This is a genomic window from Methanovulcanius yangii, from assembly GCF_018687785.1.
Lineage (GTDB): Archaea > Halobacteriota > Methanomicrobia > Methanomicrobiales > Methanomicrobiaceae > Methanovulcanius > Methanovulcanius yangii.
Window position 1 is genome coordinate 527764 of record NZ_LTBL01000001.1, and the last position, 26077, is coordinate 553840.

At 55.5% G+C, this 26077-nt stretch carries 32 protein-coding genes and 1 tRNA gene; 24 read left to right on the forward strand and 9 right to left on the reverse strand.

Features of this window, described 5'->3' with window-relative positions; translation table 11 throughout:
- Positions 1–232: 232 nt before the first annotated feature.
- Entirely contained in the window at positions 233–670 is a 438-nt protein-coding gene (locus AZH53_RS02715) for a YkgJ family cysteine cluster protein (protein ID WP_406600368.1), read from the reverse strand.
- 248 nt (positions 671–918) lie between these two features.
- Here AZH53_RS02715 and AZH53_RS02720 point away from each other — a divergent pair, with 248 nt between their 5' ends.
- Positions 919–1290 (forward strand): VOC family protein, encoded by a 372-nt coding sequence (locus tag AZH53_RS02720; RefSeq protein ID WP_319642014.1) that lies wholly within the window; start codon positions 919–921, stop codon positions 1288–1290.
- 178 nt (positions 1291–1468) lie between these two features.
- Here AZH53_RS02720 and AZH53_RS02725 read toward each other — a convergent pair whose 3' ends face one another.
- Positions 1469–1996: a DUF333 domain-containing protein gene (locus AZH53_RS02725; protein ID WP_319642015.1), complete on the reverse strand. Its 528-nt coding sequence runs from the start codon at positions 1994–1996 to the stop codon at positions 1469–1471.
- A 1-nt stretch (position 1997) separates the two neighbouring features.
- The gene (locus AZH53_RS11405) at positions 1998–3503 is read right to left on the reverse strand and encodes a C1 family peptidase (RefSeq protein WP_406600369.1); all 1506 of its coding nucleotides are present in this window, start codon (positions 3501–3503) and stop codon (positions 1998–2000) included.
- Positions 3504–4040: 537 nt separating this feature from the next.
- Between AZH53_RS11405 and AZH53_RS02740 the strand changes: the two genes are divergently transcribed.
- Both AZH53_RS02740 and AZH53_RS02745 read left to right on the forward strand, forming a co-directional pair.
- Complete coding sequence (locus tag AZH53_RS02740; protein ID WP_319642016.1) at positions 4041–4232, forward strand: hypothetical protein; 192 nt, start codon at positions 4041–4043, stop codon at positions 4230–4232.
- Between the two features lie 24 nt (positions 4233–4256).
- Positions 4257–4541, forward strand: a complete 285-nt coding sequence (locus AZH53_RS02745; protein ID WP_319642017.1) for a hypothetical protein — start codon at positions 4257–4259, stop codon at positions 4539–4541.
- Positions 4542–4592: 51 nt separating this feature from the next.
- On the opposite strand, the gene AZH53_RS02750 is transcribed toward AZH53_RS02745, so the two are convergent.
- On the reverse strand, positions 4593–5054 hold the full coding sequence (locus AZH53_RS02750) for a hypothetical protein (RefSeq protein WP_319642018.1): 462 nt from the start codon (positions 5052–5054) through the stop codon (positions 4593–4595).
- Positions 5055–5533: 479 nt separating this feature from the next.
- Entirely contained in the window at positions 5534–6394 is an 861-nt protein-coding gene (locus AZH53_RS02755; RefSeq protein WP_319642019.1) for a methanogenesis marker 8 protein, read from the reverse strand.
- 168 nt (positions 6395–6562) lie between these two features.
- On the opposite strand from AZH53_RS02755, the gene AZH53_RS02760 reads away from it, so the two are divergent.
- Entirely contained in the window at positions 6563–7084 is a 522-nt protein-coding gene (locus tag AZH53_RS02760; RefSeq protein ID WP_319642020.1) for a RimK/LysX family protein, read from the forward strand.
- A 226-nt stretch (positions 7085–7310) separates the two neighbouring features.
- Positions 7311–7982: a class I SAM-dependent methyltransferase gene (locus AZH53_RS02765; protein ID WP_319642021.1), complete on the forward strand. Its 672-nt coding sequence runs from the start codon at positions 7311–7313 to the stop codon at positions 7980–7982.
- A gap of 65 nt (positions 7983–8047) precedes the next feature.
- Here AZH53_RS02765 and AZH53_RS02770 read toward each other — a convergent pair.
- From AZH53_RS02770 to AZH53_RS02780, 3 genes are all read right to left on the reverse strand, one after another.
- A tRNA-Leu gene (locus tag AZH53_RS02770) sits at positions 8048–8131 on the reverse strand.
- 183 nt (positions 8132–8314) lie between these two features.
- A complete protein-coding gene (locus AZH53_RS02775) occupies positions 8315–12934 on the reverse strand; it encodes a PKD domain-containing protein (RefSeq protein WP_319642022.1) in 4620 nt (1539 codons plus the stop codon).
- 436 nt (positions 12935–13370) lie between these two features.
- The gene (locus AZH53_RS02780; protein WP_319642023.1) at positions 13371–14474 is read right to left on the reverse strand and encodes an AI-2E family transporter; all 1104 of its coding nucleotides are present in this window, start codon (positions 14472–14474) and stop codon (positions 13371–13373) included.
- Between the two features lie 283 nt (positions 14475–14757).
- Here AZH53_RS02780 and AZH53_RS02785 point away from each other — a divergent pair, with 283 nt between their 5' ends.
- From AZH53_RS02785 to AZH53_RS02875, 19 genes are read left to right on the forward strand one after another with little or no spacing between them, the layout of a single operon-like run.
- Complete coding sequence (locus AZH53_RS02785) at positions 14758–15243, forward strand: hypothetical protein (protein WP_319642024.1); 486 nt, start codon at positions 14758–14760, stop codon at positions 15241–15243.
- A complete protein-coding gene (locus tag AZH53_RS02790; RefSeq protein WP_319642025.1) occupies positions 15231–15482 on the forward strand; it encodes a DUF2109 domain-containing protein in 252 nt (83 codons plus the stop codon). Before AZH53_RS02785 ends, AZH53_RS02790 begins: the two co-directional genes overlap by 13 nt.
- Positions 15479–15709 (forward strand): DUF2108 domain-containing protein, encoded by a 231-nt coding sequence (locus AZH53_RS02795; protein ID WP_319642026.1) that lies wholly within the window; start codon positions 15479–15481, stop codon positions 15707–15709. The genes AZH53_RS02790 and AZH53_RS02795 overlap by 4 nt, the downstream gene beginning before the upstream one ends.
- Positions 15706–15942 (forward strand): DUF2107 family protein, encoded by a 237-nt coding sequence (locus AZH53_RS02800; protein ID WP_319642027.1) that lies wholly within the window; start codon positions 15706–15708, stop codon positions 15940–15942. Before AZH53_RS02795 ends, AZH53_RS02800 begins: the two co-directional genes overlap by 4 nt.
- On the forward strand, positions 15939–16394 hold the full coding sequence (locus AZH53_RS02805) for a DUF2106 family protein (RefSeq protein ID WP_319642028.1): 456 nt from the start codon (positions 15939–15941) through the stop codon (positions 16392–16394). The genes AZH53_RS02800 and AZH53_RS02805 overlap by 4 nt, the downstream gene beginning before the upstream one ends.
- Complete coding sequence (locus AZH53_RS02810) at positions 16391–16990, forward strand: EhaG family protein (protein ID WP_319642029.1); 600 nt, start codon at positions 16391–16393, stop codon at positions 16988–16990. Before AZH53_RS02805 ends, AZH53_RS02810 begins: the two co-directional genes overlap by 4 nt.
- Positions 16983–17651 (forward strand): hypothetical protein, encoded by a 669-nt coding sequence (locus AZH53_RS02815; RefSeq protein ID WP_319642030.1) that lies wholly within the window; start codon positions 16983–16985, stop codon positions 17649–17651. The genes AZH53_RS02810 and AZH53_RS02815 overlap by 8 nt, the downstream gene beginning before the upstream one ends.
- Positions 17652–17680: 29 nt before the next feature.
- Positions 17681–17860 carry a hypothetical protein gene (locus AZH53_RS02820; RefSeq protein WP_319642031.1) on the forward strand — a complete coding sequence of 60 codons (180 nt, stop codon included), beginning with the start codon at positions 17681–17683 and terminating at the stop codon, positions 17858–17860.
- A 1-nt stretch (position 17861) separates the two neighbouring features.
- Positions 17862–18704, forward strand: a complete 843-nt coding sequence (locus AZH53_RS02825) for a respiratory chain complex I subunit 1 family protein (RefSeq protein WP_319642032.1) — start codon at positions 17862–17864, stop codon at positions 18702–18704.
- Complete coding sequence (locus tag AZH53_RS02830; protein WP_319642033.1) at positions 18701–18949, forward strand: hypothetical protein; 249 nt, start codon at positions 18701–18703, stop codon at positions 18947–18949. Before AZH53_RS02825 ends, AZH53_RS02830 begins: the two co-directional genes overlap by 4 nt.
- Positions 18949–19338: a hypothetical protein gene (locus AZH53_RS02835; RefSeq protein ID WP_319642034.1), complete on the forward strand. Its 390-nt coding sequence runs from the start codon at positions 18949–18951 to the stop codon at positions 19336–19338. Before AZH53_RS02830 ends, AZH53_RS02835 begins: the two co-directional genes overlap by 1 nt.
- Positions 19335–19790, forward strand: a complete 456-nt coding sequence (locus AZH53_RS02840) for an NADH-quinone oxidoreductase subunit B family protein (RefSeq protein ID WP_319642035.1) — start codon at positions 19335–19337, stop codon at positions 19788–19790. Before AZH53_RS02835 ends, AZH53_RS02840 begins: the two co-directional genes overlap by 4 nt.
- Positions 19787–20872 (forward strand): hydrogenase large subunit, encoded by a 1086-nt coding sequence (locus AZH53_RS02845; RefSeq protein WP_319642036.1) that lies wholly within the window; start codon positions 19787–19789, stop codon positions 20870–20872. The genes AZH53_RS02840 and AZH53_RS02845 overlap by 4 nt, the downstream gene beginning before the upstream one ends.
- 2 nt (positions 20873–20874) lie before the next feature.
- On the forward strand, positions 20875–21498 hold the full coding sequence (locus AZH53_RS02850; protein ID WP_319642037.1) for a 4Fe-4S binding protein: 624 nt from the start codon (positions 20875–20877) through the stop codon (positions 21496–21498).
- The gene (locus tag AZH53_RS02855; RefSeq protein ID WP_319642038.1) at positions 21495–21887 is read left to right on the forward strand and encodes a molybdopterin dinucleotide binding domain-containing protein; all 393 of its coding nucleotides are present in this window, start codon (positions 21495–21497) and stop codon (positions 21885–21887) included. The genes AZH53_RS02850 and AZH53_RS02855 overlap by 4 nt, the downstream gene beginning before the upstream one ends.
- Positions 21874–23166, forward strand: coding sequence for a formylmethanofuran dehydrogenase subunit B (locus tag AZH53_RS02860; RefSeq protein ID WP_319642039.1), 1293 nt, complete (start codon positions 21874–21876; stop codon positions 23164–23166). Before AZH53_RS02855 ends, AZH53_RS02860 begins: the two co-directional genes overlap by 14 nt.
- Positions 23163–24863, forward strand: coding sequence for a formylmethanofuran dehydrogenase subunit A (locus tag AZH53_RS02865; protein WP_319642040.1), 1701 nt, complete (start codon positions 23163–23165; stop codon positions 24861–24863). Before AZH53_RS02860 ends, AZH53_RS02865 begins: the two co-directional genes overlap by 4 nt.
- The gene (locus AZH53_RS02870) at positions 24860–25630 is read left to right on the forward strand and encodes a formylmethanofuran dehydrogenase subunit C (RefSeq protein WP_319642041.1); all 771 of its coding nucleotides are present in this window, start codon (positions 24860–24862) and stop codon (positions 25628–25630) included. The genes AZH53_RS02865 and AZH53_RS02870 overlap by 4 nt, the downstream gene beginning before the upstream one ends.
- On the forward strand, positions 25630–25782 hold the full coding sequence (locus tag AZH53_RS02875) for a DNA helicase PriA (protein WP_319642042.1): 153 nt from the start codon (positions 25630–25632) through the stop codon (positions 25780–25782). Before AZH53_RS02870 ends, AZH53_RS02875 begins: the two co-directional genes overlap by 1 nt.
- Here the strand turns inward: AZH53_RS02875 and AZH53_RS02880 are convergent.
- The gene (locus AZH53_RS02880; RefSeq protein WP_319642043.1) at positions 25777–26046 is read right to left on the reverse strand and encodes a DUF1922 domain-containing protein; all 270 of its coding nucleotides are present in this window, start codon (positions 26044–26046) and stop codon (positions 25777–25779) included. The genes AZH53_RS02875 and AZH53_RS02880 overlap by 6 nt on opposite strands.
- Positions 26047–26077 lie beyond the last annotated feature (31 nt).

Sequence of the window (26077 nt, forward strand, 5' to 3'; positions counted from 1 at the left end):
GAATGGCATGGTGCCGGGGCCGATCGGGGTGGGGTGGTTTTTTGCGGGGGACGGAAGTGCCCTAATCTTTGCACAGGGTCACGGGGAACGCCGGTGGCTGAAAAAGGGGCGAAGGACGGCTGTCGGGATAATTTTTCTTCAGGAAAAAGAGGGGGGATATGAAGAGACCGGGGAGAGAGCGGCTCTACAACCGGGTAGAGGTGGACGGAGTGGTGCTTCCTGCGGCCGGGTATTACCTGCGAACCTGGTACCCCGATGCCATGAGCGTATCGATGAGGGTTTTATCCCACTCCCGGTCATCAAGGCCGGTGAGCGTCGGTTTTATTCTTTCCCACAGGTTCCTGAGGGCGTCATTGTCCGCCATGAATGTCCGCTGATATAATACCCGTCCGACCCGTCGTCCACCGGAGTCGAGAATGAGCAGGCGCCAGCAACAGTAATCGCGGCATATGTCGGGGCGTGTCAGGTGGACCGTGCACCATGCCTTTCCCCTATCGTCAAATCTCAGAAAGGGGCATGCTTCCGGGAGATTTTCAAGACTGCTCCGGTCTTCATAGAGGGCATACTTGTCCGGGTCGACCCGTACCTCCTTTACGTCACCGGAGTAGTAGTTATAGACGACAAAGGTGTAGTCGCCCCTGTCTTCAGTGATGCAGTGAACAAGCTGCATATGGCTGCAGCAGTTGCCGCACTGCGAGCATTCACAGGCGATGGTGCCACTCCCCGGAAATGTTGAATATTCGGTGCATCCGGCAGGTCATTATCTGATATTTCTCCTGTCTCATGATAAGCCCCATCTCTTTTCCCTGTTGGGATGCAGTCCGGGGATCTTCCCGTGATTTTGGTGTTGGTGACATTCACCCCTCGGGCAGAACCTTTAATGCCTCTCTGCGTTGCTATCCTCATTCGGTGAATACCATGGCAACGATTGTGCACTTTGACGTGCCTGCCGATGATCCCGAACGGGCAAAGGCCTTTTACTCCTCCCTGTTTGGATGGACCTTCGAACATCCGCCGGGATGGACCGACTATTATTTCATCACCACCACCGCAGAGGACGGGTCCCCCGGAGTTGCGGGCGGTATGGGAAGGCGCGGGATGCCGGAACAGACGATCACCAATTATTTCGGGGTGCCGTCAATTGACTCTTCCCTCGCGGATGTAATTCGTCTCGGGGGAACGGTACTGATGAAGAAAATGGCCGTTCCGAAATTTGGCTATCTGGCGGTCTGCAAGGATACCGAGGGGAATTCATTCGGGCTTTGGGAAGAGGACGCGGGGGCGGAGTAGGGCAGGACCGGGCTGTGAGAATTTCTCCGTGTGGTTAGTCCGCCGGCAGTATGAGATACCACAGGAGATTTCGGGATGCATGATGCGAAGTAGTATCACAGGGATGAAAGGATGATCGCAGGGTCGGGCTCCAAAATCCCGGGAGGAAAAAAAGGGGACGGTTGATGAGATTTTTGTCTCACTGCTTTCGGATTCTGCCCGTCACGACCATCATTGTGGCCGCTACTCCTGCGAGCGGTACGAGAAGGGAGAGTGGCGTCTCCGTGGCAGTCGGGGCGGCAGCGGGTGCTGCCGTCTGAACCGGGCCCGCCGCCCCGTCGATTACAAGGTCCGGCTCCTTGTATGAGAGGCCCATCAGTGCGGTCACCTCCATGATGTTTCCGTCGGGAAGCACACAGACTGCACAGGAGTCGGAGTAGACATCGGCACACAATGCCGGATCGGTAATGGTTCTGGTATCATATCCCTGCCGTTCGCAGTAGCCGTACTCGGTGCCCTCTTCTCCCCTGAGAAATGCCCAGGCATCGATGTGTGTCCCGGCGTCGACGACGCAGTATCCTCTCTCACCGGTTTCATCGCTTTCCACCGTGTAGGTGTAATTCATTGCATCGCAGTAGACGGCCGCCGGATTTAGGAGTGCTGTTGCCCCCGGGAGGAGAAGTGCAGCCCCGATAATGAGTACCATTATACATCGAACGTGCTTCATCTCAGATCACTCCCACGCCACTGACCGAATAGGCATTGTTCAGGAAATCCTGCCCGATATCACTGTCATAGCCGATGAGGCCGTAGCCGTTGTCCTGCCAGCCGGTCCCCCAGCTGTTCTTGACGATCCATGAATTCTGGGTATCATCCCATCCGACGAGTACGACGCAGTGCCACCATTCGCCGGAACAGACGTCAAGAGGGCCGTTGCAGACGAGTTTGCGTTTCATTTGCTCAACGGTCCCTGAGAAATACTTGTAATCAGTGATCGTCCACGTCTCAAAGGGGTTTGCGCAGGGGGAGCAGGTCTGCGGCTGTGAGCAGTGACCGGCGAAGTTGCAGACCATCTTCTGGTGGTTCGGATCATCGGGTTTCGGGTCCGGTTCGTGGTGGACGCAGTTCGTGGACATATACGGGAAGCATTCCTCGGTGACTACGCCGTCCGTCTTCAGGTGGGCGAGGACCGCACTCGTATCTCCCCCCATGCAGGACCCCACATTCGAAAAACAGGGGGAGACGTACTGCTGCTCGGCGAGGTTGAGGTACCAGAGGTAATTCTGTTCAAGGTTGTATTTTGCCTCCATCGCACCGATTGCCGAATGGGCATAGCAGGACCCGCAGACTGCCTGGTCCTTTACCATCGTCAGCCAGTTCTTCCCTTTCCACTCGCGGTAATCAAACTGTGCGGGAAGTACGGCGGCGCCGCAGACATTGCAGGGCAGGGGGCAGGAGCCGCCGCAGTCGATGTCCTGTTCATTGACGCCTTTTACGCCGTCATTGCAGTCACACGCATCTCCCTCGCCATCCTTGTTGGTGTCCTTCTGGTCGGGATTGTAGACATTCGGGCAGGTATCGCACGCATCGCCTACTTTATCGTTGTCGGTGTCTTTCTGGTCAGGATTGACGATCGTCGGACAGTTGTCACATGCATCTCCCTGCCCGTCCTTATCGGTGTCTTTCTGGTCGGGATTGATGACATACGGGCAGTTGTCGCATGCATCGCCAATACCATCGCCGACACGGACTGGGACACAGACCGGGGGTGTGTTGATGGAAGGCGCAGGTCCGCACTGCACCTCGGTTTCGGAGTCGAGCTGGTCGGAATTTGCGACCGCCGGGCAGTTGTCCTGATAATCAAAAATCCCGTCCTTGTCGGAATCCTTTAAGGCTACGCTCATCGGGGTGGGGGTGACGGTTGTCAGAACATTCGTGAGCGGGGTGGGTTTCACCAGAATCTGAATCGTGGGTGTCGGCGTGACTGTGGTGGTCGGGATCTCCTTTGTCTGGGTCGGAGTAGGTGTCCGCGTCACAATGGAGGTGGCCCGCGTGAAGGGATACTGCAGTGGCTGGAAACAGTACTGGGGAATCCTCGTCGTCCGGTCAATCGTGAGATAGCCGCAGGCCTCCTCGTCGCATCGCACGTATTCACCGCGGCCGAACCGTTCAATCGCTTCCTCCTCCCTCATGCATTCGCATGGTGATGTGCAGGTTGCAAGCGCACTTACCATGGGAACGAGGAGATACAGAATAAGGACGATGGCAAAAACGGAACGGGCAGGGTGAGAAATCCCTGCGAAGGTACGCCCGGATCTTGCTGGGTTTTTCTGAAATTTCAACGTCTTTCCTCCAAATTGGGCAATAATTCATGCCTGCCGGTAAAGTATTTATAATTACGCGTTTGGAGGCCGGAGAGGAGACGCGATGGAGAAGAAAGGGGAATTCAGGATACGAAGCCCGTATTATTTCCTTGTGAGAGGTGGATTCAGCAAGGGGATACCCTGCAATCCACGGAATTTACCGGGGAGAAGGCAGGTGGTGTGGCAGGAGACCACCGGAAACCACTTATGGTATCCGGCAGGAACAGGAGCGTGTACAAACTGACAAAATCGGACAGGATTTTTCTGGTTCTCATATCATTGATGATTCTCGGAAAAGCGGCCTGGACCTATTCTGGAGTCGACAATCCTATTGTGCAGAACTGAACCGGAACCTGGTCGGCGATACTTCTTGCCACCTTCTTCGGATATATCGCAATACGGCTCGCTGTGAAAACAGGGTTTCCTGATATCTGGGATGAACGCATCTCCAAAAGAGAGCGGGTCCTGTATCCTGTCCTCCTTGGTCTTGCATTTGCCTTTTTTGAAATAATGGTCGGCCTGGCAATGGGCCTGCCCAATATCCATGTCCCGTTCCCGTTTACTATTCCCGTGTATGGAAGCGTGGACATCTTTCTTTAAATACTGTACCACCTGATTTCGGTCGTGTTTCTGGTATGGCTCATCTCCAATGTTCTGCTGAAAGGAAAACGGCAGGGGGAGGTGTTCGTGGCGTTAGCCATTCTGGTGAGCCTGTGGGAACCGGTCATGCAGATCACCGGCATGTACCGGATGGGACTTCTTCCCGGCATGGCGATCGGGGTGGGTCTCTTTATCTTCATATTTGCCGGAAACCTGATCCCCATTGCACTTTTCAGGAAATACGGCTTCCTGGCCCCGGTGATCTGGAGGCTACGGACTATGACCTGTGGCATGTCGTCTGGCCGATGATCTACTTCTGATCAGGGAAAGGGAGGAGGAAGAGGGGGTGGTTTGGCCCCCTTATGGTTGTGTTAGGGTAACACTCCTGGTGATGACGGTTGCACCCGTCCCTCCTGCCTGGCTGGCTGCCTCATCATAGGTGATGGAGGTGGCGGCGTCGACAATGCCTGCAAGCGATACGGAGATGAGGATGTAGTCAGAAACGGGAAGGCCGATCTGTTGTTTGTGCAGGTTATATCCGGCGGTAAAGCTGGCTTTTCCGTAACTGTCCGTGTATCTTCTGGTACTGAACTCACTTCCCTCCTTCATCGCCGTTCCGGTGTACTTTACCATTTGGAAATAAATCGGGACGTCGGGTACCGGGTTGCCGTTCTGGTCGATGACGAGTGCTTCGCAGATGGCGGTGACGTGGACGGGTTCGCCTGAGGTGACCTCAGTGACTTCCGTGCAGCCGCACAAGAGGACGGTTGCGCCGAGGAGGACGGTGGCAAGGAATACAAGATGGTACGATGATGATTTCATATTACAGATCTCCATAAGGTGATATGAGAGGGTACAGGAAACGACCCGGAATGAACGTTTGTTAATTACCAAATCTACGTGATGAAGGTTATAAAGATGTTACGATGGGATCGACCTGCATCGCGGATGTCTGCCTTTTTACTATAATTAACGCTTAAATAGGCCTCCTTTTGGAAGAATGGTCTCAGATATGCCATCAACACAGACGCAAAATACAGCCAGATCGCACTCTACCCTGACCATCTGCACCTCCGGATTTTTCCTGCCTGTACAGGGCTGATATAGTCGATGAATATCTCTTCATTCCTCGTGAAAAGCGGAAATGTCGCTTATTATTCGAAGTGGTGGTAGACGGGTAAAAATATGGCTGAATCGGGCTTCTTTTGCCCGGACTCCCCCATCTATGATTGGGTAGAAAAGGGGATTTTAACCCGGAAAACATTCAGGACGTGTTCCTCCTGCCGGGACCGGTGGTACATTCACACGAGAGGGTCCGGCTGCTCTTCAGAGATTACCGGAAGTTTTGTTGTCCGGATGAGCACCTGCGCATTGCTGCGCCGGATCTTTTCCAGGAGGATGTCCTTCGCCGTCGGGGTAATGGCGAATGTCGGAACACCGACGCCTGCCTGGACGAGCGCCATCTCTCCGGCGGCCTCGCGTATCGTGGCCGAAGCGCAGGAGGTGACAAAGTCGGACGCATCCACGAGCATCCGGGCTTCATCATGGTCGAGCCCGGTGACATGAACGCCGAAAATGAACGCATCGGGATACTGGTGCCGTATCGTCTTCGCCTCCTCTGGAACCGCCACCGTTACCGCGACCTTGGAATATCCCAGTTCGTATGCCCGTGCGATCCCGGCCGACTGATCGAGCGTGGCAGACTCTGTATCGATAACGACGCCGCCTGCCTCCTCAATACGGCGGATCACGTCCTCGTACGGCACCGTCCTGACGAGGCCGGACATTCTTCCCCCGATGCCCTGGACGAGTGCGGGCGTCGTCGCGATGAGGGTCCCGGCACCGTCGCATGCAAGGACAACGGCATCGAGCATCCCGGCGGAGAGCCCGAAACTCAGGATTTCGGATGCACCGAATCCGACAAATTCCCTTGTCTCGATGACTTCCCGGTGAGGGGTGCACATCCCCCACTTCTTAATACGGTATTCGATATTCGCCTTCACCGATTCCTTGTCGGGCGTCGAGACCGGATGTGCAAACTTTCTGGTCAGCGGGCAGGAACTGATTTTTGCGTCCCCCACGTCGACCACTTCGCCGTTTTGTATCACTATACGGCACCGGCCAACCGCTTCGATGATATGTTCGTCCTTTTGTTCTGTCATACAGCTCTCCCATATTTGTGTTGGTTCAAAATGTATTGAATAATTTCAATGAGCCATCTGAAAACAATGGGGCTTCCTCTTCGCTCCTTCCTTGAGGAGGTCACAGATGAATCGCCCATTCCATCCATGCCCCAACCATTATCCCCTTTTGGAAGAGAGGAGGGAACGATGGAGCCTGCCGACATATTCAGGAATATTGCCTTCCTCAAGGCCGAGGAGGACGTCGCCGTACGATTCGGTCTTCCCGCCGAGGCACTCCTCCCTCTCTTCTTTTCGCTCAGGTTCGGGGGTGACTGGAGTTATGCGTCCGAGAATCTCCGGACTGTCTCGGTCATGAAGAAGACGTCGGTGTACGACGAGGAGACGAAGCTCGGGTCCTCCGTTGAGGAGATCTATCTGCTGGCCAATCCGGTGATAGAAGAGCGTGAGGGGACCGTTCGGCGGCTCGAAAAATGCGGGGATCAGCCCTCCCGTCTCCTCGTCGAACGGCCGTACCGGGTCCGTGCAAGGGCGGAGAGGATCCTGAAGATGACGATCGACCCCCGTGCCGGCGAAATTAGGGTCGAGGATCTCCGGAAAAGGGAGATCCGCTTCGAGGGGTCTCCGGCATATGGCCTTGCCCACGAACTCGAGCATCTGGAGAAGAAGGAGATTACGGGAAGGGATCTGAGCGAGCTTCGGTTTGTTTGAGGGGGAATGATTCGAAAATCATCCACATAGTCTATTGGGGACGATAATTATGATTGTTCGTAGGCGAATTGAAAATAGAATATAATTTTGGTGATAGTTCCAAACATATGGTAATTTGATGAAATGGAGAGGAAATATGAATGATTTACCATTGGCGCTTTTGATCGATCTGCATAAATCAAATTTACGGCAAGGTCCCGGAGGCGAAGCAGAGACCGAACAGGCTATGAATCTGGCTGGACTCGACCGTTCGCGCCATTTAAAGATCGCGGATATCGGGTGCGGAACGGGCGCTTCGACCATTCTCCTTGCAAAGAATCTGGATGCCACCATCACAGCAGTGGACTTTCTGCCGGAGTTTCTTGACGAGCTTCAAACCAGGGCAGAAGACCATGGGGTGGCGGACAGGATCACTACGCTGAATTGCTCCATGGATGTCCTCCCGTTTGCGGAGGGGGAGTTCGACGTGATCTGGTCAGAGGGGGCCGTCTATAACATGGGTTTCGAGGCAGGGGTATCGGCCTGGAGCAGATATTTAAAGCCCGGGGGAAAACTCATCGTTTCCGAAATCACGTGGCTCAGCGCCACGAGGCCGCCGGAGCTCCAGTCCTATTGGGAGACTGAATACCCGGAGATTGACGTCGCTTCGGCAAAGATGGGAATCCTTGAGCAGCATGGATACAGCCCCGAGGCTTACTTTGTCCTGCCGTGGCACTGCTGGCTTGAGAATTACTATCGGCCCATGCAGAGCCGTTTTGACGCATTCCTTGAGCGTCATGGAGGGAGCGACGAGGCGATGGCAATCGTAGAAGCGGAACAGCAAGAAATTGCCCTTTATGAAAAATACCGCGATTACTACAGCTACGGTGTTTATGTGGCGAAAAAGTGTGAGGCATGATGCTTGGAGAGGGGATTGCCCCAAGGCGCATTCTTTTTATTGAGCACCAATTTACTTTCAGAATATGCGAGGGGAGGGATTCGAACCCGCGAACTTCTACAAGACCGGGCCCTAAACCCGGCGCCTTTGACCGACTCGGCAACCCTCGCAGAATGCATCATTGTATTTTGCGTTCGGAAATTTAAGTGCTCTTATTGGGACGGATTCGTACCTGATCCCCCGGGTATTCATGTACGATTCCCTGAAAGAATTCCGGACTGATTTTTTAATTGCGGAAATCAGTCAGCAGGGCCGATGGTGCATATGCCGTCGAAGGAGAAAAGGGGAGGTGATTATCCGGTGTCCTCGTCACCGGGCAGTTCTTCTCCATCTTCATCCTGTGATCCCTGTTCTCCCTGTGTTGGCACCCCCTCCGGTGCCAACTGTTCCTGTTTCCCGTTCACACCGGCTCCCGCGTCCACGGTGGCGGCCACATCGCCCTCTGCTCCGTCAGTTCCGACGGGCATAATCATCCTCACATATGCGGTGATGTCGTCGATCTTCTTCGTGATGTGCTCCTGTGCGGTCGGGTCTATGATCCAGTCGTCACCCGCCTTGCCGTCAATCGTTCCGTCCGCCTTCTCCCGGACATTGTTGTTGAGGGCCTGGACGAATCCGTTCCACCCCTTTTCCGCGATCATCTCATCGAGCGCCTCGAACATATTGTGGAGTGCATTTTTCCGCTGGTCGGCATTTCCTTTGAATGCGCCATCGGGAAGCCCCATGATATAGTCGCTAAGATCCATCATGGCCTCGGCGACCGTGGAGACGGTCAGCTGGACCGTCGTGATGCCCGTTCCGCCGTCATCATCGGTGACCGTTAGCTCGACGGTGTACACCCCGGGTGCAGGGTAGACATACGTAACGTTGCGGGTGAAAGCATCAATCGTCCCGTTTCCGTTGAGGTCCCAGGCATACGTCCAGCTGTCACATCCTGGATCAGTGACGATGGCGTTCCCGGTGGTCTGCAACAGCGGGAGGATGAACTGGCGGTTTGGCTGATAGAGGCCGATACCGGCCGTCGGCGGCACATTGACGACCTGAACGGAGGCGGATGCGGTACTGGTGAGGCCTTTTGTATCAACGACCTGGACGGATACTGTGCCGGTGTAGTCGTCGCACCAGAGATACGAAAACGTGGGATCTGCCGACCACGCCGTATCCCATGCGCCGTCGCCGTTCAGGTCCCAGCGATAGGAGAGCACGTCACCGTCGGGGTCCGACGAACCGGAGGCATCCAGCATGACCGGCGTCCCTTCGTTCGCCCCGTAGGGGCCGCCTGCGTCCGCCACCGGTGGCGCACCGGTGTCACCGAGGGGATCGGTTCCCGCCGCAACCTCATCACCGTCGCTCACCCCGTCCCCGTCGGTGTCGGCATTGCGGGGATTCGTCCCGTACCGGGCCTCGTCGAAATTGATGAGGCCGTCCCCGTCGTTGTCACCCGCTGCGTCCGCGGTGTAGCCCGGATGCAGCCCGTAGGTATCCTCGTAGTCGTCCGCCATCCCGTCGCAGTCGGAGTCCGAGAGGACAGTGAAGGCCGCCTCACGAATTGCAGTAAATCCTTCCGTATCGGAGACTTCCAGCCGCACGATGTGTACCCCCGGTGCGAGGGGTGTGACGTCCGTCCGGGTGCCGGTGCCCGCCGGGAGGCCGTCAACATACCAGGCAGATGTCAGGCTGTCCCCGTCGGGGTCGTAGGCATATCCCCTGAGCATGACCCTGCTGCATTCGAGAACGGTTCTGCCGTCATGGGGCTCCACGATGATGGCAATCGGGGGTTTGTTCGCGATGCTGAACCCGACGGCGTTTCCGTCCTCTGCAGCATTCAGCCCGTCGGATGCGACGATACGGACGACTCCCTTCCCTTTCGTCGCAGGCGCGGTGGCGAGGTCCCATGCGAACTCCGTACCCCCGACACGGGTGGCAACGACCCGCCATGTGTCCCCCCCATCGGGCGAGTAATGGATGGTGTGGGTGAGGGCATCACCATCGGGATCGGAGGACGTCCATCGGATCATCGCCACGTCCGTTCCGCCGAAAGTGTCTCCCGCGGACGGTGCGGTGAGCGTGACGGTCGGTGGTCCCGCGGAGCGGACGAATCGTTCAAGCACCGTCTCAAAATACCTGACCTCCACCCAGCCGGTATCGGCCGGGAACGGGGCGACGACCTGCACCGGAATCAGAGCGGACGTGTAGTTAGGGTACCCTTCGACCATTGAAAGTCCATCATCGACAGGAAACGGAGACCTTTGGAGAATGTCCGTGCCGTTCCCGAATACCAGGCTGTAGGGGCTTGCGGCGTCCTCTTCGGTGAGCGGTACCCCGGTCATCAGGTCGGTGTGGAAGTCGTGGTCGTTCGTTACGCTATTGATGAGGCCGGTGAGGACGAACCGCTCGCCATCCGTCCGGGTGACCGCCGTCTTCACGGCAGAGGATGACGATATCCTGAGGGTATCGAAGAGGTCCTGGTAATCGGGCTGATAGTGCACCACTCGGTCCGGGGGGGCATCGAGCCCCATCACGGCGTAGACATCGCCAGGGGCAACACTCTCGGTATCAATATAGACGGCCCATGCCCCCTCCTTGGTATCCATGTCGTCGGCATCGGGATCGGCACGTTTACACGTGCCGGCGGTAGAGGTATAGAGTTCGGACAGGCCGCCGATATTATGGCCGAATTCATGGGGGAGGGCGGATGCGTTTCTCATCTTGATCCAGGAATAGAGCCCGCCATCGCCGTTTCCACATTTTCCCTGACCCGGACCGATGTCGCCGAACCTCGAATCATGTGCCACGAGTTCGTCCGGGAACCAGAAGGTGGCGAGGGGGAATTTCGATCCACAGTTCCCGTCCTTACAGAATGCAGCCCTCGCATCCGCGACCGGTCCCCAGAGGATGGACTGCTGATGATTCCAGAGAAGGCGGATATCGGCCTGCGTTTCGTCCGATTCGTCGTTGCAGTAATCCCCGTCGGCATCGATGAAGAACCGGAAGGTCTCACCCTGGTCGTAGAGGTTCAGGTCCGTCGTCCAGGCATCTGTCTGGTCGTCATAGAACTCGGCAATATAATGGGAGAGATCAGCCGTATCGATTGTTCCGTCATGGTCGCTGTCGAGAGGGATGGCAAACTTTGCATTCTTCCATTTCGGGTGTGCTCCGGCGCGGTATATCCCAAGGGCGGTGTCGAAGGCGTAGGTGAAGGTCGCACCGCTCTGGACCGCGCCACCGATCTGGTGGTCATCCGGGTTGCCGCAGGCATCGATGCTTGCATTGGTCACGGCAGCGGCATCGGCGCGGGTGAGTATGCCGCTCGCATCATGATCGATGAAGGTCCATTCAAACCCGGTTCCTCCGCAGTAATCCGGCGTGCTGTTGACCGTATCCATCGTTCCGTCGCACAGGGAAAACGGATTCACTTCATAAAAATAGAATCCGCCGCTTCCCGAGTCCTGTATTGGATAGGTCCGTGTCAGGGCATAGATCTGGCGAAGGGTGTACTCGGTGTGGTTGGTGCCCATGAAACGGGGGGAATACAAACCGGCCTCCACCGGGAGGACGATCGCTTCGATGTCCCTCGTCTCTTCGAAGGTATAGTAGTCCTCTCCGTTGCACGTTGCGGTGAGGGGACTTCCTATCGGGGTCATTCCTGCGTATGGCTGGAAGGTAAACTTATAGTCCCCCGCCGGATGGAGCATCTCACCGGGCACCCAGAAGTGAATCGATGCCATATCCGTCGGGGATCCGAATCCGCTGACGAACGGCGAGTACACCCATCCATTCAGCGTCCCCACCGTTATGTCGGAACCGGTGATCCCCTTTCGTGAGACATTCATCTCCACCCATGATACATAGGTATTGTACCCCGCCTTTGTTTTCACATCCAGATCGATTCTGATAATCGCGGATTTCCCGGCAACAAGGGGGGTGTCGATATCACAGGAGGTGTCCTGCATCACGCCGCGCTGGGTGAGATGAAATGCATCGAGCGTTGCCGAATCAGGGGTGCCCAGATCGAGATAGATCTGGTCGTCTGCAGAATAGCCATAGAGATTCTCTGCAACGGCGGTTATCGTATTTCCCCCCTCCTCCAGCGTAACTTTCCCGGTAAACTCGAACCAGAAGGGGTAGAGATTATCAGAAAAGGAGCTGTTCAGGTAGGCCTGTGCCGGTTCGCCATCGATCTGTACGGATTTGAATATTCCACTTGTGCCGACGATGCCCTGAATCGTCTGGCTCTGTTCATTCACGGTAATTCTTTCTCCGGAAGAAGCCGGGGACCGTATCCATATGCTGATCCCGGCCGGTTCGGAGCAGACGGATCCGGGTCCGGTCGCGTAGTTAAACGCCAGATCATCGATCGCCTCGGGACAGAGGGAACTGCCGTAATCGATGACCAGCATTGAGAATCCGTCATTATCATCGATTTCAAGGGGGGTATCGAAACCCGGGGTGACGAGAACTTCCGTTTCATTTCTCAGTATTCCGGAGCAGGAATAGGCCGAGACTTTCGCATTGATGGGGCCGGGGCATGCCCCGCCGCTGCCGCCCGTATCCGGAACCGTTCCCAGCCACATCCCGACGCCGGAAACGGGCTTGTCGAACCAGATCACAAGCGAGGCATTTTCACTGCTGGAGAGTTCCCAATCAGAATATCCGTTGACGAGGACACTCGTGGGGCTCTTTGCCGTTCCATGCTGTACGATCCGCGGAGCGGCACGATAGGTGCCGCCACCTGCCGAATCGCTCATGAAATGGATGTGGTCGGAAGCATACTGTTCAGCGATATATGTGTCAACGGGGAACTCCTCGAAGGTGAGGAAGGCGTCGGCCGATACATCAGCGGCGGATGCTCCCGTCATGCACAGTCCGATACAGGCGATACAGATTATCCAGAGGTAAGGAATAGCGTTCATGGTTCACCACCTTTCTGATGATTCTGATTCACGGCCCTGTGAGGGGGCCAGAGCAGATGCCATTCATACTCCGGACTTGCGTGTATCCCTGGTGCCTGAAAGTGGTTGCTGACGGTCGAATGTCCTTTGATGATGTTGTTGACGGGAAGACTCTCTGGTGTATCCAACGGAGGAAACCGGAGTTGGCATTTTCAGAGCAGTTGGTCTAAGTCTCCATAGGAAATATTTAATTATTTTCAGGCATTGTCAGGCCGGATACGGTTTTGGTGGTGGATGTCGGATTTCGTTCGAAAAATTGGGTCGATATTTCATGCCTTCATCCGGAAAGGTTGCAGAAATGTCTGTCATCGCGGGTCATGTCAATATCCGGATGAATGAAATTGATTCAAAAAGAGAAGGGGGAAATCTACAAAGAAGTGGTTTAATGCGGGCGTGTTCAGTTCTCAGGAGCCCTTTCCTGCCCGGACGCAGTGGGGGGTGCCGGCCCGTCCGGCTTGTCGGGGCGTTCATCGCCGAGCCATCCCCTTTTGCGTGCGGCCTTCATGATGACGAGGAACTCCGCACCACCCGCCACAAGGAGGGCGAGTACGAGCGGGCCCACGATGAAGCCCACGAGGCCGAGGAGCCAGATGCCGCCGAAAAACCCAATCCACATGATGGCGGGATGGATTCCCGCACGTTCGCCCATGAGCCACGGCCGGAAGAAGAGATCCGGCACCGCACAGACGACGGGGTACCCGATGATCGCGATGAGAGCTGCCGCCCGGTAATCGCCGAGGGAGAGGGCATAGAACCCGAGGAAGATCATGATCAGCGTCGGACCGATGATCGGGATCAGCTGGAAGATGGCGACCACGAGGGCCCAGAAGGCGATGTGGCCGTATCCGAGGAAATAGAAGAACGGGATGGCCAGAAGAAACGTGATGACCGCCGTTGCGATGTGGACGATATAGATGGAATAGAGGGTGTTGACCCCGATCTCCGACAGGCGCCGGATGAAACTTGAGAGCGCATCCGGAATGCCGGACAGGAGTTCACTCCAGATATAATCCCCCCGGTAGGTGAACATGAAGAGCGTCAGGAAGAGGATGATCACCTTGAAGATCAGACCGGCAAAGGACTGAACGAATCCGAAGAAGTTCGTTTCGAAGAACTGCAGCTGCGCCTGGACGAATCCCGTGACATCGACGGACGATGAGGGCTCCTCGATGGAAAATCCGGGGAACTGTATGGACTTCACCGCATCGACGATGATAAGGATGATCTCCGAGAGATAGTCGATATTTTGGTAGATGATGTAGATGCCGAAGCCGAGTGACGCAAAGATAAAGACACCGACGACAATCGTCGTCAGGAGGGCGGCCATGCTGTCCCCCATCGAACGGGAAAGCCATATTTTGAGCGGCATGACCACAACCGCGAGGGAGATGCCGATGATGATGACATCGAAGATGGGCAGGAAGATGACGAAGGTCGTCAGTAATATGAGGGCGATCAGGGCGATGCTGATATGTTCCGTCTTGCTCAGTGGTGTTCCCATATATTGTACCTACATACTTCTGCAAAGGTGAAAACCATTGCTGAAGAGTGTAATTATCTGGTTTTGGCTCAAATGCCGCTGCGGGCACCGTAATCCGCGGGACTCCATGCCGTTTTCCGTCATGCAACCAATTGCTCCTGTTTGTCCGATATAATCGCGTTTCCTGGAAACAAAGAGAGATTGCATCGAAAAATTCACATTCAGGGATTTATCGGGAAAATATTGTGAGAATAGAAAAACTTAATCATATTGGTGAAGACTCCTATCCATCTGGAGATTGTGGATGCTGGGTGAACTGGTCAACATATTCATCGCGGCAGTACTGTGCTGGCTTCTCTTTATCGTGGTCGATGTGACGTTCAGGCTTCCCGAAAAAGGAGGAGTGAGTGGTGCTGATGCGATCGCCTCCTCTGTCGAGAGAGCGGGGGGTGACCTCAACGGCGGTTCTATGATGGGCAATATTGTATGTTCGCCCGATGCATCCGCCGGGACACTTCTGGCAGCCTGCGGCGTCTATGTCGCAGGTATCGGCGGAGGCCTTACCGCTGCCGTCCTTGTTTTTATCGGAAACCGCATCTGCCATGACCCCGGGTATGCCGGGACGACAGGTGCGGTCCTTGCGACATTTATGGTCTATGGACTGGGCATGGCAGGAATTGCTGCGGCGGAGTGCATCGCAGGAATGGTTATTGCAATACTAACGATACAGGGGATATCCCACCTGCATGCCAGCAGACTTCTCGGCAGGTTCTGGGGGTGGCGATCATAATCCCCGTTCTGGTATGTGCCGTCATCGGATTGTTTGCCGCCGTCAGGATGGTTGTTGAACAGGAGACGCCCCGCAAACTGCTCTACCTGAATGTGCTTAATTTTGCGATCGCCGGTTCAGTCGTCCTTCTGGTGCCGGATATCATGGGGCTCTTTGCGGCTGCGGCATATTTTGTCGGTTCGACGCTGGAATCAAATGCCATTGCAAGCACGCTGGCAGGAGGAGTGAAACGAGCATGATGGACTACCTCATCATAATCTTCGCCATGATCGCCCTCATTGGAGCGGTTTCGACGTACCTGCGAAAGAGCCCGTTCGATAAACTGATCGGGATTGCGGTCATGACCGGTGGGATCATTCCGTTTGTCGTCATTAAGGGATATCTGGATGTGGCGATTGTCATCGCCCTCGTCGTCCCGGTCACGACGATCTTTCTCCTCCAGGCAACAGGGAGTGATGCGACATGACCCCTGAATTTATTCTGGGACTTCTCCTGCTGGTTATCGGTATCGGTGCATCGGTGTTCCCACGGACGCGGAATTATCTCGACCGGCTCATCAATGTGGAAGTTGCGGCGACCGGCCTGATGCTGGTCCTTCTCTCCTTCGATGAGACGATAGCACTTCTCACCTTCGTTGCGGTAACCACGCTTGCCACCGCAGTGCTGGTGCGGGTGATTGAACGGAGGTGTGGCATATGATCGGCCGTCTTTCACGGTATCTCGCAAATATCGACAACCTGACGACGGTGTATGCCGTCGTGGTTGTCGCGGTCGCCGTGTTCGGCATCCTTCTCCTCATTGTCTCGCCGGTTGACTATCATGACGACCAGCTCTATCCGAAATCCATCGACACGGGCTCGTCGCTCAATCCATACGACCGGGGCGGCGATCCATTCAACCGGACAGCCGTCGTGGCGCAGTATCCGGAAAATTCACCCTATCTCGGATATGTCACGGCGTACCTGACACCACTTTCGGCGTTCTTCGCTGCAAGCAACATGTACCTCGGGACGACGATCGTCTCGCACCCCGGCGGCATCATCGATGAGATTCTCTACAATACGCGTGGGCTCGATACGATAGCAGAGACCAGCATTCTCTTCGTTGCCTTTGCCATCGCATCGTTCCTGTTCAGGAGGGAAGAGGAATGATCAGCTGGTATGTCATCGGCCTGATCGTAATCTTTGCCGGGGTTGCGCTCACCTTCAGCGCATTCCTGAAGGAACGGGATGATGTCCATAAACTGATCCTCGCCGATTTGGCGGAGATCTCCGGTCTTGCGATCATTGCCCTTACGGCAACCGATCTGGCCGAGGCGCTCATCATCCCCGGTCTCGTCGTCGGGATATCCGAACTTCTGGCGGTATCCGAGATCTACCTGACGCGGGAAAAGTTGTTCGAGCAGCCAAAAAAGCGTTTCAGGATCGAAGTGATGGACAGTGCCCCTGCCCTTCTGGGGGCGATCCTCGTCATATTCGGTATTGTTCTCTCCGGGTTTACCGGCGGTGCCGTGGCGGCGACAGGAGTGATCTTCTACTTCCTCTGCAAGGGGCAGCAGGAGCGGTTTGCGCTCATCGAGACCGTATCCGGGTATGCATGGGCGCTCTGGATTGTGGCCTTCTTCACCTTCATGCTGGCTCCGTCCTACTGGTTCTTCGGGGTCATGCTGGCAGGGTCTGCGATTCTTGCAAAGGTCGTAGCGAAGATGTCCCTGATAGGGGCGATGCGGGGTGAGAGCAATGCCTGACCTGGCTTCGGCACGCATCGCGGGTGAGCCGTTCTTTACGCTTCCTTTCGGGGATATCGTCAATTACTTCACTCCCTATACGGCGGTTCTCTTTGGTTTCGCCCTCCTTTTCACGGCAATATGCATATTCAGCAGGCCGGAGCGGCAGCTCGATGTGGTCTTTGGGACGGATGCCTACTACGCCAAGGGGGTGACGGGAAAAGAGCTCCGGTTCCGACGGTTCATGGCAATCGCCTGCGGGTGTGCGACGATGGGGGCCATGCTGAGCGGGGATGTGTTCAACTTCACGCTCTTCGTCAGTATGGTGGGAATCTGCATCATCGGCATCGTGGCGGCGGTGAAGAGCCGGCACGTCCTCGATGCGGCATACAATTACGGGATCATATCGATCATTGCCACCGTCCCGCTCTTCGGTGGCGCCGCAATCACGCTTGCCACGACAGGAACCCTCTCCATATGGGCCCTCTCCGGGATGCAGGCGGGTATGCCCCTCATCGCAAAGATACTGATTCTCCTCGGTGTGATGGGCGAGGGTATTGCGCCGTTTTACGCGGCAAAGGCGGAGCTGTTCAGGGCGCCCGGCGCCCCGTACGTGATCATGATCCATGTGAGTTCCCTCCTGATGTTCCTCAGGGTGGTCGAAATACTGCTGACGGTGTGATGAAAATGGAAAAGTGGAAAGTACAGACAATGACGATTGCGGCTTTCATCGTGGCTATCGGTGCGTGGGCTGCCGGTCTTGTGGGAATAATCAGTCAGGGAATTGAAGCGGCCCTGCTGGTTGTTTCATTTCCGGTTCTCTGTGTCGGCATGATGCTCTGGTGGACGCTGGGGAAGGGAGAGGACGATCTTCCGTTCATGGGGTACTGATATGCTGGTAGAACTCGTAATTGCCGTGATTCTGGGACTGCTCTTTCTGGGTATCCACCGGAAGGTCATCGCACGGGTGCAGGGACGGCCGGGACCTCCCGTCTGGCAGGAGATCCTCCATACCCTGAAGTTCTCCTTCAAGGAAACATGGGTCCCCAAGACCGCAAGCAGACTCCTCTATGTCGGCATCGTCATCGTCGCGATAGGCATCTGGACGGCGGCTCTGTATGTCGTGCTTGCAGGGGGGAGCATCCTCATCCTCTTTGGAATTTACATGCTGCACAAGATGGTCGAGCATGGTGTCGGCCTCTCGCCCGGTTCGCCGTATGCGAAATTCGGTGGAATTCGATCCGTCATCTCCGCATCGTCGGAGATCCCGCTCTTTGCGGTCATCGGCGGTATCTACTTCTTCACCGGTTCGCTGATGATATCGGATCTCGTCGCCTACCAGGCAATTAACGGTCCAATCCTGATTTCGATACTTCCTGCCGGTATTGCAATGTATATGGTCATTCTCTCCAAGATGCATTACGGGCCGTTCTCCATCGTCGAGAGCAAGGAGATTGTAAGCGGTTACCAGACCGAACACTTCGGTGTCTGGCGGGCAGGTCTCCAGATAGGGGATGCAATAAAGACATTCGTGCTTCTCTATGCGTTCATTCTCATCTTCATCGGGCAGATGAATCCGGTGCTGATGCTGGTTGCCATGCTGGTGCTTCTGGTGTCCCTGTCCTTTGTCTGTGCCGTCTCTCCGATGCTCAGTCCCTATGATTCAGTGACGGTTCAGATGGTGGCGATATGTATCCTGGTGATATGGCTTGGTGTTCTGGTGGTGATCGCATGACGCTTCTTCGAAAGGCAATGACACTTGGAATTATCGGGTATATCCTCATTGCCGCCTGGCAGGTTGCAACGAGGCCCGAGGTATTCACCGGCGCAGCACTTCTTCTGGTCGGTCTGGCAGGGCTCGCCGGGCTGGTCTGGGCAAAGAATGAACCGGTCCTGAAGAGGGTGGAGATGGTGATGCTCTGGCTCTGTATCGGACTCTTTGTGCTCTACGGAGCCCTGACTGCAGGAGGGGTCGTCTGATGGCGGACTACCTGTATGAACGGGATCTAAGGCAGATGAAATATATCATCGTCACGAGTCCGCTTCATGAGCCGGTTGTAACCGAAATCGCTGCGCATTATGCACTTGGCAGGCAGATCATCCGGCGAAAGATGATCGATGAGTGTGACATGTCATTTCTGGAAAATATTCCCGCGCGGTACGAGGTATGGAAAACAACGGACAGCATCCATGACCCGGTGGAACGGCAACTGGGAGTGCGTCTCCTCACCGTCTATATCCCCATGCTCCCTCAGGGAGAGATGAAGGCGGTGGAGGAACGTGTGCGGTCGCGCATACGGGACGGCAATCCCGAAGCCGATGTGTATGATGAGGGGATGGATGCAATCAGGGAGATGATACGAAGATGAGCAGATTACAGGACCTCAAAAATACGGTGCGGTCGAGGTCGATTCATGTCTGTTATGTCAATGTCGGGTCCTGCAACGGATGCGACATTGAGATTCTTGCATGTCTGGCCCCGCGGTATGATATTGAACAATACGGCATCTATGTCCATAATAACCCGCGAGAGGCGGATGTTCTCCTGATCACCGGGGCTTTTTCCCCGCAGTGGGAGGATAAACTCATGGATCTATGGGAGAAGATTCCCGAGCCAAAGGTGGCCATCGCCATCGGAAACTGCCCGATTTCAGGGTGTGTGTTCAACCGCGAAGGCAGTTATGTGGACCCGCCGGTGCGAAAGCACATCCCGATAGCAGCCGAAGTGCCGGGATGCCCCCCCCGGCCCACGGAAATTCTGCAGGCGGTTCTCTCGCTGGCACCGGTGGTATTCAAGGATTACGAGGGTGATGGAAAATGAAGCGAACGGTTGATGTCTCTCTTCCCATCGGTCCTGTCCATCCGGTGTTCAAGGAGCCCTGTCGGATCAAATGTGAAACGCGGGGAGAATATGTGTTGAATGCCGAGGTGGAGCTTGGATACGTGAAGAAAGGGATCGAGCGTATCATGCGGGGGCGGCCATGGCAGGAGGTCATGTTCCTCGCCGAGCGGGTCTGTGGCATCTGCTCGGTCATCCATAATATGGTTTTTATCGAAGGGGTGGAGCTGATCTCGGATATCCCCCTGCCGGACCGGGCGGCCTATCTCCGGGTCATATCCAATGAACTGGACCGCATCCAGAGTCATCTTCTGGCAAACTACTCGTACTGCTATACGATCGAGCATGAAACACTCGCGATGTATCTGCTCAACCTGCGGGAGACGGCGATGGATGCGATTGAGCGACTCACCGGTGCCCGCGTTACGTGTTCGTACATCATTCCCGGCGGTGTCAGGTTTGACATCTCGGAAGAGGATGCCCGGTGGTTACGGGAGACGCTGGATACGATTGACAGCGAACTTGCCCGTTTTGTCTCCATGTTCAGGAATGGTTCCCTGATTGCTCTCAGGAGCAAAGAGATAGGAATTTTCACCCGGGAAGAGGCCATCGAGGCGCATGCGGTAGGACCGACGGCGAGGGCGAGCGGGATAGCACACGACTATCGTCTGGAGCATCCGACCTATCGCCGGCTGGATTTCTCGCCTGTGGTGTATACCGAGGGAGACAACTACGCCCGGATCATGGTCAGGTTCGATGAAGTCTTCCAGAGCACCGCCCTCATTCGTGAATGCCTCAATCGCCTCGAGCCCGGAGATATCCGCGGCGGTGGAGCGGTCATCGCCGGAACGTCGCGGTGGGCCGGGGAGGCACCCCGCGGGGAGCTTACCTACCAGATCACGACCGACGAATTCGGCAGGGTGACCGACATCGGCATACGGACGCCGTCGATTATGAACATAGAAGCATGTGCCCATTATATGCTCAAAGGAGTGCTTTCTGCTGCTGATATTACTGCGACCTATATCAGCTCGGACCCATGTATCGCATGCAATGAGAGGTAACCATGAGTTCATCCGTCATCTGGTATCTGAAGGAATTCGCCCGGGGAGAATGGCTGAGGAAATTCTTCTTCGTGAAGACTGCCCCACTTGAGACTCCCCCGCATTTCAGGGGATTTCCGCAGACCACCGAAAACCTCTGCACCCACTGCCTTGCCTGCCGCATGATCTGTCCCGCCCCGGGGGCGATCGATGTTCTCCGGGAAGGAGAGGTATGGATGCCCCATATCCATCTTGGTCACTGCATCCGGTGCGGTCTCTGTGTGGAGGCATGTCCTGAAAATGTGCTCACCTCCGGAAGAATCCTTGATGTCCAGAAAAGGGATCAGACCATGTATGCATCGACCTTCCATGTCATCATAGATCCTGCTCTGTGCAAACGGTGCGGAAACTGCTCTGTTGCCTGCCCCGTCAACAAGGAGATCGACCCCTACCTCGCCGGAACCGGCACCGCTTCCAGCGAAGAGGTGATCATGCGCATTATCCGTGGTGAGATGAGAGTCATTCATCCGGAGAAATGTACCGGGTGCAAGACGTGTGAAGAGACCTGTCCCAATCATGCCATCCGTGTGGCGCGGGTTGTCCGGGGGATTCATGGTGACAAGGGTGTCCTGGAGGAGAGCTCATGAAGTTCATCATGAATACGGGACGCACCATCCGTCAGGGCAAGCACATCGAAAGCAAACTTGGAAGCGCCTACAGCGACGAGACGGGAACCTGTTTCATGCACCCGATGGACATGCTGGCTCTTGGTGTCGAGGAGAATGAAAACGTGAAGGCATCAACGGGTGTAGGTGAGGTGGTGCTGACAGTAAAAACGGATGAAGGGCTGCCCGAAGGAATGATATTCATCCCGTATGGCCGCCACTGCAATGCCATTCTCCCGTCGACGACGCACAGTACGGGAATGCCTGACTACAAGCACTCAGATATTGAGGTCATCGCCACCGATGAGAAACGGAAGAGTGCCGCTGAGCTGATGCGGGATATGGGGGGGATCTCCTATGAAAACCATTGAGGATATGGTCTGTCCGTTCTGTGGTTGTCTCTGTGATGATGTGACCCTGACGGTTGAAAATGACATGATCATTGCCGCCGACAACTGCTGCACCGTCGGAAATGCAAAATTCATGGGGAAAAACCGCCTGAAGTCCCCCATCATCAGGAAGAACGGTGCATGGGAGGAGACCGGGTATGAGGAGGCCGTTCAGTACGCGGTCGACACGCTCCTTGATGCTGATCGTCCTCTGATGTTCGGCTGGTCCGGGACTCACGGAGAGGCGCAGTGTATCGGCGTTCACATGAACGAGCTCATCGGCGGAGTCATCGACAGCACCACCTCCGTCTGTCACGGACCATCCATCCTTGCGATTCAGGAGGTAGGGCATCCGGGCTGCACCCTCGGACAGGTGAAGAACCGCGCCGACCTGATCATCTACTGGGGGTGCAATCCGGTGGAAGGGCATCCGCGTCATATGAGCCGGTACACGGTGTATGCGGACGGGTATTTCCTCGACAACTCCTTCAGGGATCGCAAGGTAATCGTCGTCGATGTCCGTGAAACGGAGACGGCAAAAATTGCGGACGAATTCGTGCGCATCAAACCCGGCGGCGATTATGCCGTCATCTCGGCACTCCGTGCCATCGTCCGTGGAAAAGGGGACATCATCCCCGAGTCGGTTGCAGGCGTGAGCAGGGAACAGCTTTTCAAAGTGGCGGAGCTCTGCAAGACCTGCAAGTTCGGGGCGCTCTTCTTCGGCCTTGGTCTTACCATGGTGAAGGGCAAATACAAGAACGTCCGCAATGCCATCGAACTTGTCGATGAACTGAACCGCCATACGAAGTTTACCCTCACCCCCATGCGTGGCCACTGGAATGTGTACGGGTCGAATGAAGTCTTTACGTGGATGACGGGATATCCGTATGCAGTGGATTTCTGCCGGGGAGTGGCGTTCTACAATCCCGGAGAGACCTCTGCCATCGATATCCTTGCGCGAAAGGAGTGCGATGCGTGCCTCGTGGTGGCAAGCGATCCGGGGGCGCATTTCCCCCGGGCCTGTGTCGAACATATGAAGGACATACCGACGATCGTCATCGATCCCTTCCAGACGCTCACGACGACGGTGGCAACCCTCCAGATTCCGGTAGCGGTCACCGGCATCGATGCGGAGGGGACGGCATACCGTATGGACGGTATTCCCCTGAAAGTGAAAAAAGCGCTGGATTTGGGGTATCCGAGTGACGAGGAGATCCTGTCGAGAATTTATGGGAAGATGATGGAGGTGAAGAGTCGATGAGCGAACTTCTCATTAAAAACGGGTACGTGATCGACCCGCTGGGCGGCATTTCCGGCGAGATTATGGATATCGCCGTACGGGACGGGAAGATCGTTGAATCGGTCGGAAGTTCGGCCGATGTCATCGACGCCCATGGCATGCTCACTCTTCCCGGAGGTATCGATTCCCACACCCATATCTGCGGGACCAAGGTGAACTTCGGCCGGTACATGAGTCCCGAGGACATGCGGGCTGGCAGGACGACCCGGAAGGGTGATATGCATGCCACCTCGGGATTTTCCGTCCCGACGACCTACGGGAACAGTTACCGGTATGCCCGGATGGGGTATACGACCCTCCTCGAGGGGGCGATGGCACCCATGGAGGCCCGCCACACCCACGAGGAATTCCAGTATACACCGCTGCAGGACTGTATGGCAAATACCCTTTTTGACGGCAACTGGCAGGCGCTGGAGGCCATCGGAAACAAGGATATCAAGCGTCTGGCTGGAATTATCGCATGGTATCTGACCGCTTCGAAGGGATTTGCCGTCAAACTCACCAATCCCGGCGGAACCGAGTCATGGGGATTCGGGCGCGATGTCTCATGTATTCACAAGCGCATTGAGCACTTCAATGTCTCGCCGCGTGAGATCATCACCTCGATGATTGAAGCGAACGAGATGCTGGGTCTTCCCCATTCCGTCCACCTTCACTGCAACAATCTCGGCAAACCGGGGAACTACCTCTGTACCCTTGACACCTACAACTCGATACCGGACCTGAACGACAAGAGGCAGTCGCTCTATTCAACGCATGTGCAGTTCCATTCCTACGGGGGGACGTCATGGCACGACTTCTGCTCGAAGGCGGAGGATATCGCCCGCTCGGTGAACAACAAGCCGCATATCGTCATCGATACCGGTCAGGTGATGTTCGGGAAGACCACGACGATGACTGCCGACGGCCCGATGGAGTTCAACCTCTACCGGTTGTATCATAATAAATGGAGCAACCATGATGTCGAGCTCGAGACAGGTTCCGGGGTCATACCTGTTCTCTACAGCAGAAAAAATCTGGTCAATTCAATCATGTGGGCCATTGGTCTTGAACTGGGCCTGCTTGTTGAGAGCCCGTGGCAGTGTATCCTTGCAACCGACAATCCGAACGGTGCGCCCTTTGTCCGGTACCCCGAGGTGATGGCGCTTCTGATGAGCAAAAAATACCGGGATGCTGAGTTTGCAACGGTTGATCCGGGGACGGAATCACGCGTGTCACTTCCTGCTCTCGACAGGGAATTTGACTGGGAGGAGATCGTCATTGCAACACGGTCTGCACAGGCCCGGGCGCTCGGTCTCGTGGATCATGGAAAAGGGCATCTTGCGGAGGGAGCGGATGCCGATATTGCGATCTATCCGATCGATGTTGCGTCGACGGACCCCGCGCAGGACTATGAATCTGTCATCAATGGCTTTTCAATGACCGATTATACCATCAAGATGGGTCATGTGGTGGCACGCAAGGGCACCTGTACCATCGATTACTCGAATCGTACCTTCTGGGTCCGCCCACGGGTTCCTGAGAATTATGATATGGGCCGCGACCCCGAATTCATCGACAGTTTCAACAAGTACTATTCCATGAGGATGGCGAATTATCCGGTACAGGATGAGTATACGAAACGCAATGTCTGTATCGAGACGGAGGTGTCGCTATGAGAGTCATCATGGAAGTCAGGGAACGGCATCGGCCGAACCTTCCCATCGAGGCGGAATGTATCGTCCCGAAGAACTTTGTGGGGCCGGAGCGGACGTTTTACGTCTGGAAGGGAAACAAAAAGCTCGAACTGCGGGATGTCTTCCGTATCCGTCGTGACGGTCACGCCAATTCGGTCGATAAGGTGGAGATTATCATCCGTGGCGACAGCTCCCATATCAAACGCATCGGGGAGTACATGGATGGAGGGAAGATCACCATCGAGGGCGATATCGGGATGCACTGTGGCAATTTCATGAGTGACGGTGTCATTGAGATCAGGGGCAATGCCGACTCATGGTTGGGCCGGGAGATGAACGGCGGAACGATCATCTGCCATGGAAATGCCGGTGATTATGCCGGGTCCGGGTATCGCGGTGAAAAGCACGGGATGAAAGGGGGTACCATCGAGATCATGGGGGATGCCGGTGATTTTGCCGGAGAAACCCTTGCCGGCGGGGAGATCATCATCCATGGTGATGCCGGGGATATGCCCGGTGTCGACATGAAAGACGGCACCCTCGTCATCAAAGGCGACTGTTCCCGGCCCTGCGGGAATATGACCGGAGGCACCTGTACGGTACTGGGGACCGTTCATGATATGCTCCCGACCTTCAGGAATGAAGGGACACAACAGCGGGGCGATCAGGTCCTGACCAGATTCACGGGTGACCATATCTCCCGGGGACTGGGAACACTTTATATAAACAAATTCAAATATATTGATTGATGCTCAGGCACACCTGTGGATATGAGGCTGATGTTCACTGCCGGAAATGCGGACGTGAACTGATCTATCATGAAAAAAACGGACTGTACTGTCCATATTGCGGAAGAAAGGTCACCATGATCTGCCCGGGGTGCGGCAAGCCCTGGTTATAGGGTGTTTGTCCGTATCCAGCGGGCATATGCGGTCTGCAGGCCCACCTTTTCTTCTTCGCTGAGATCATGCTTTCCTGTTGTGTGAAGGAACCGCTCCAGTTCATGCACGACCGCCTCAGCATCGCGGTGGTTGTGAAGATCAAGATAGATCTCTGCACGTCGGGAATTGATTGTTTCTCCGCATATGGCACACAATTTCCATTCCTGGTACTGGTCGACATAGGTGAACGTACCGCAGTTCGGACATCGTATGACTAGGTACATGAGATAACCGATACATTCTCTGCTGCGCTAT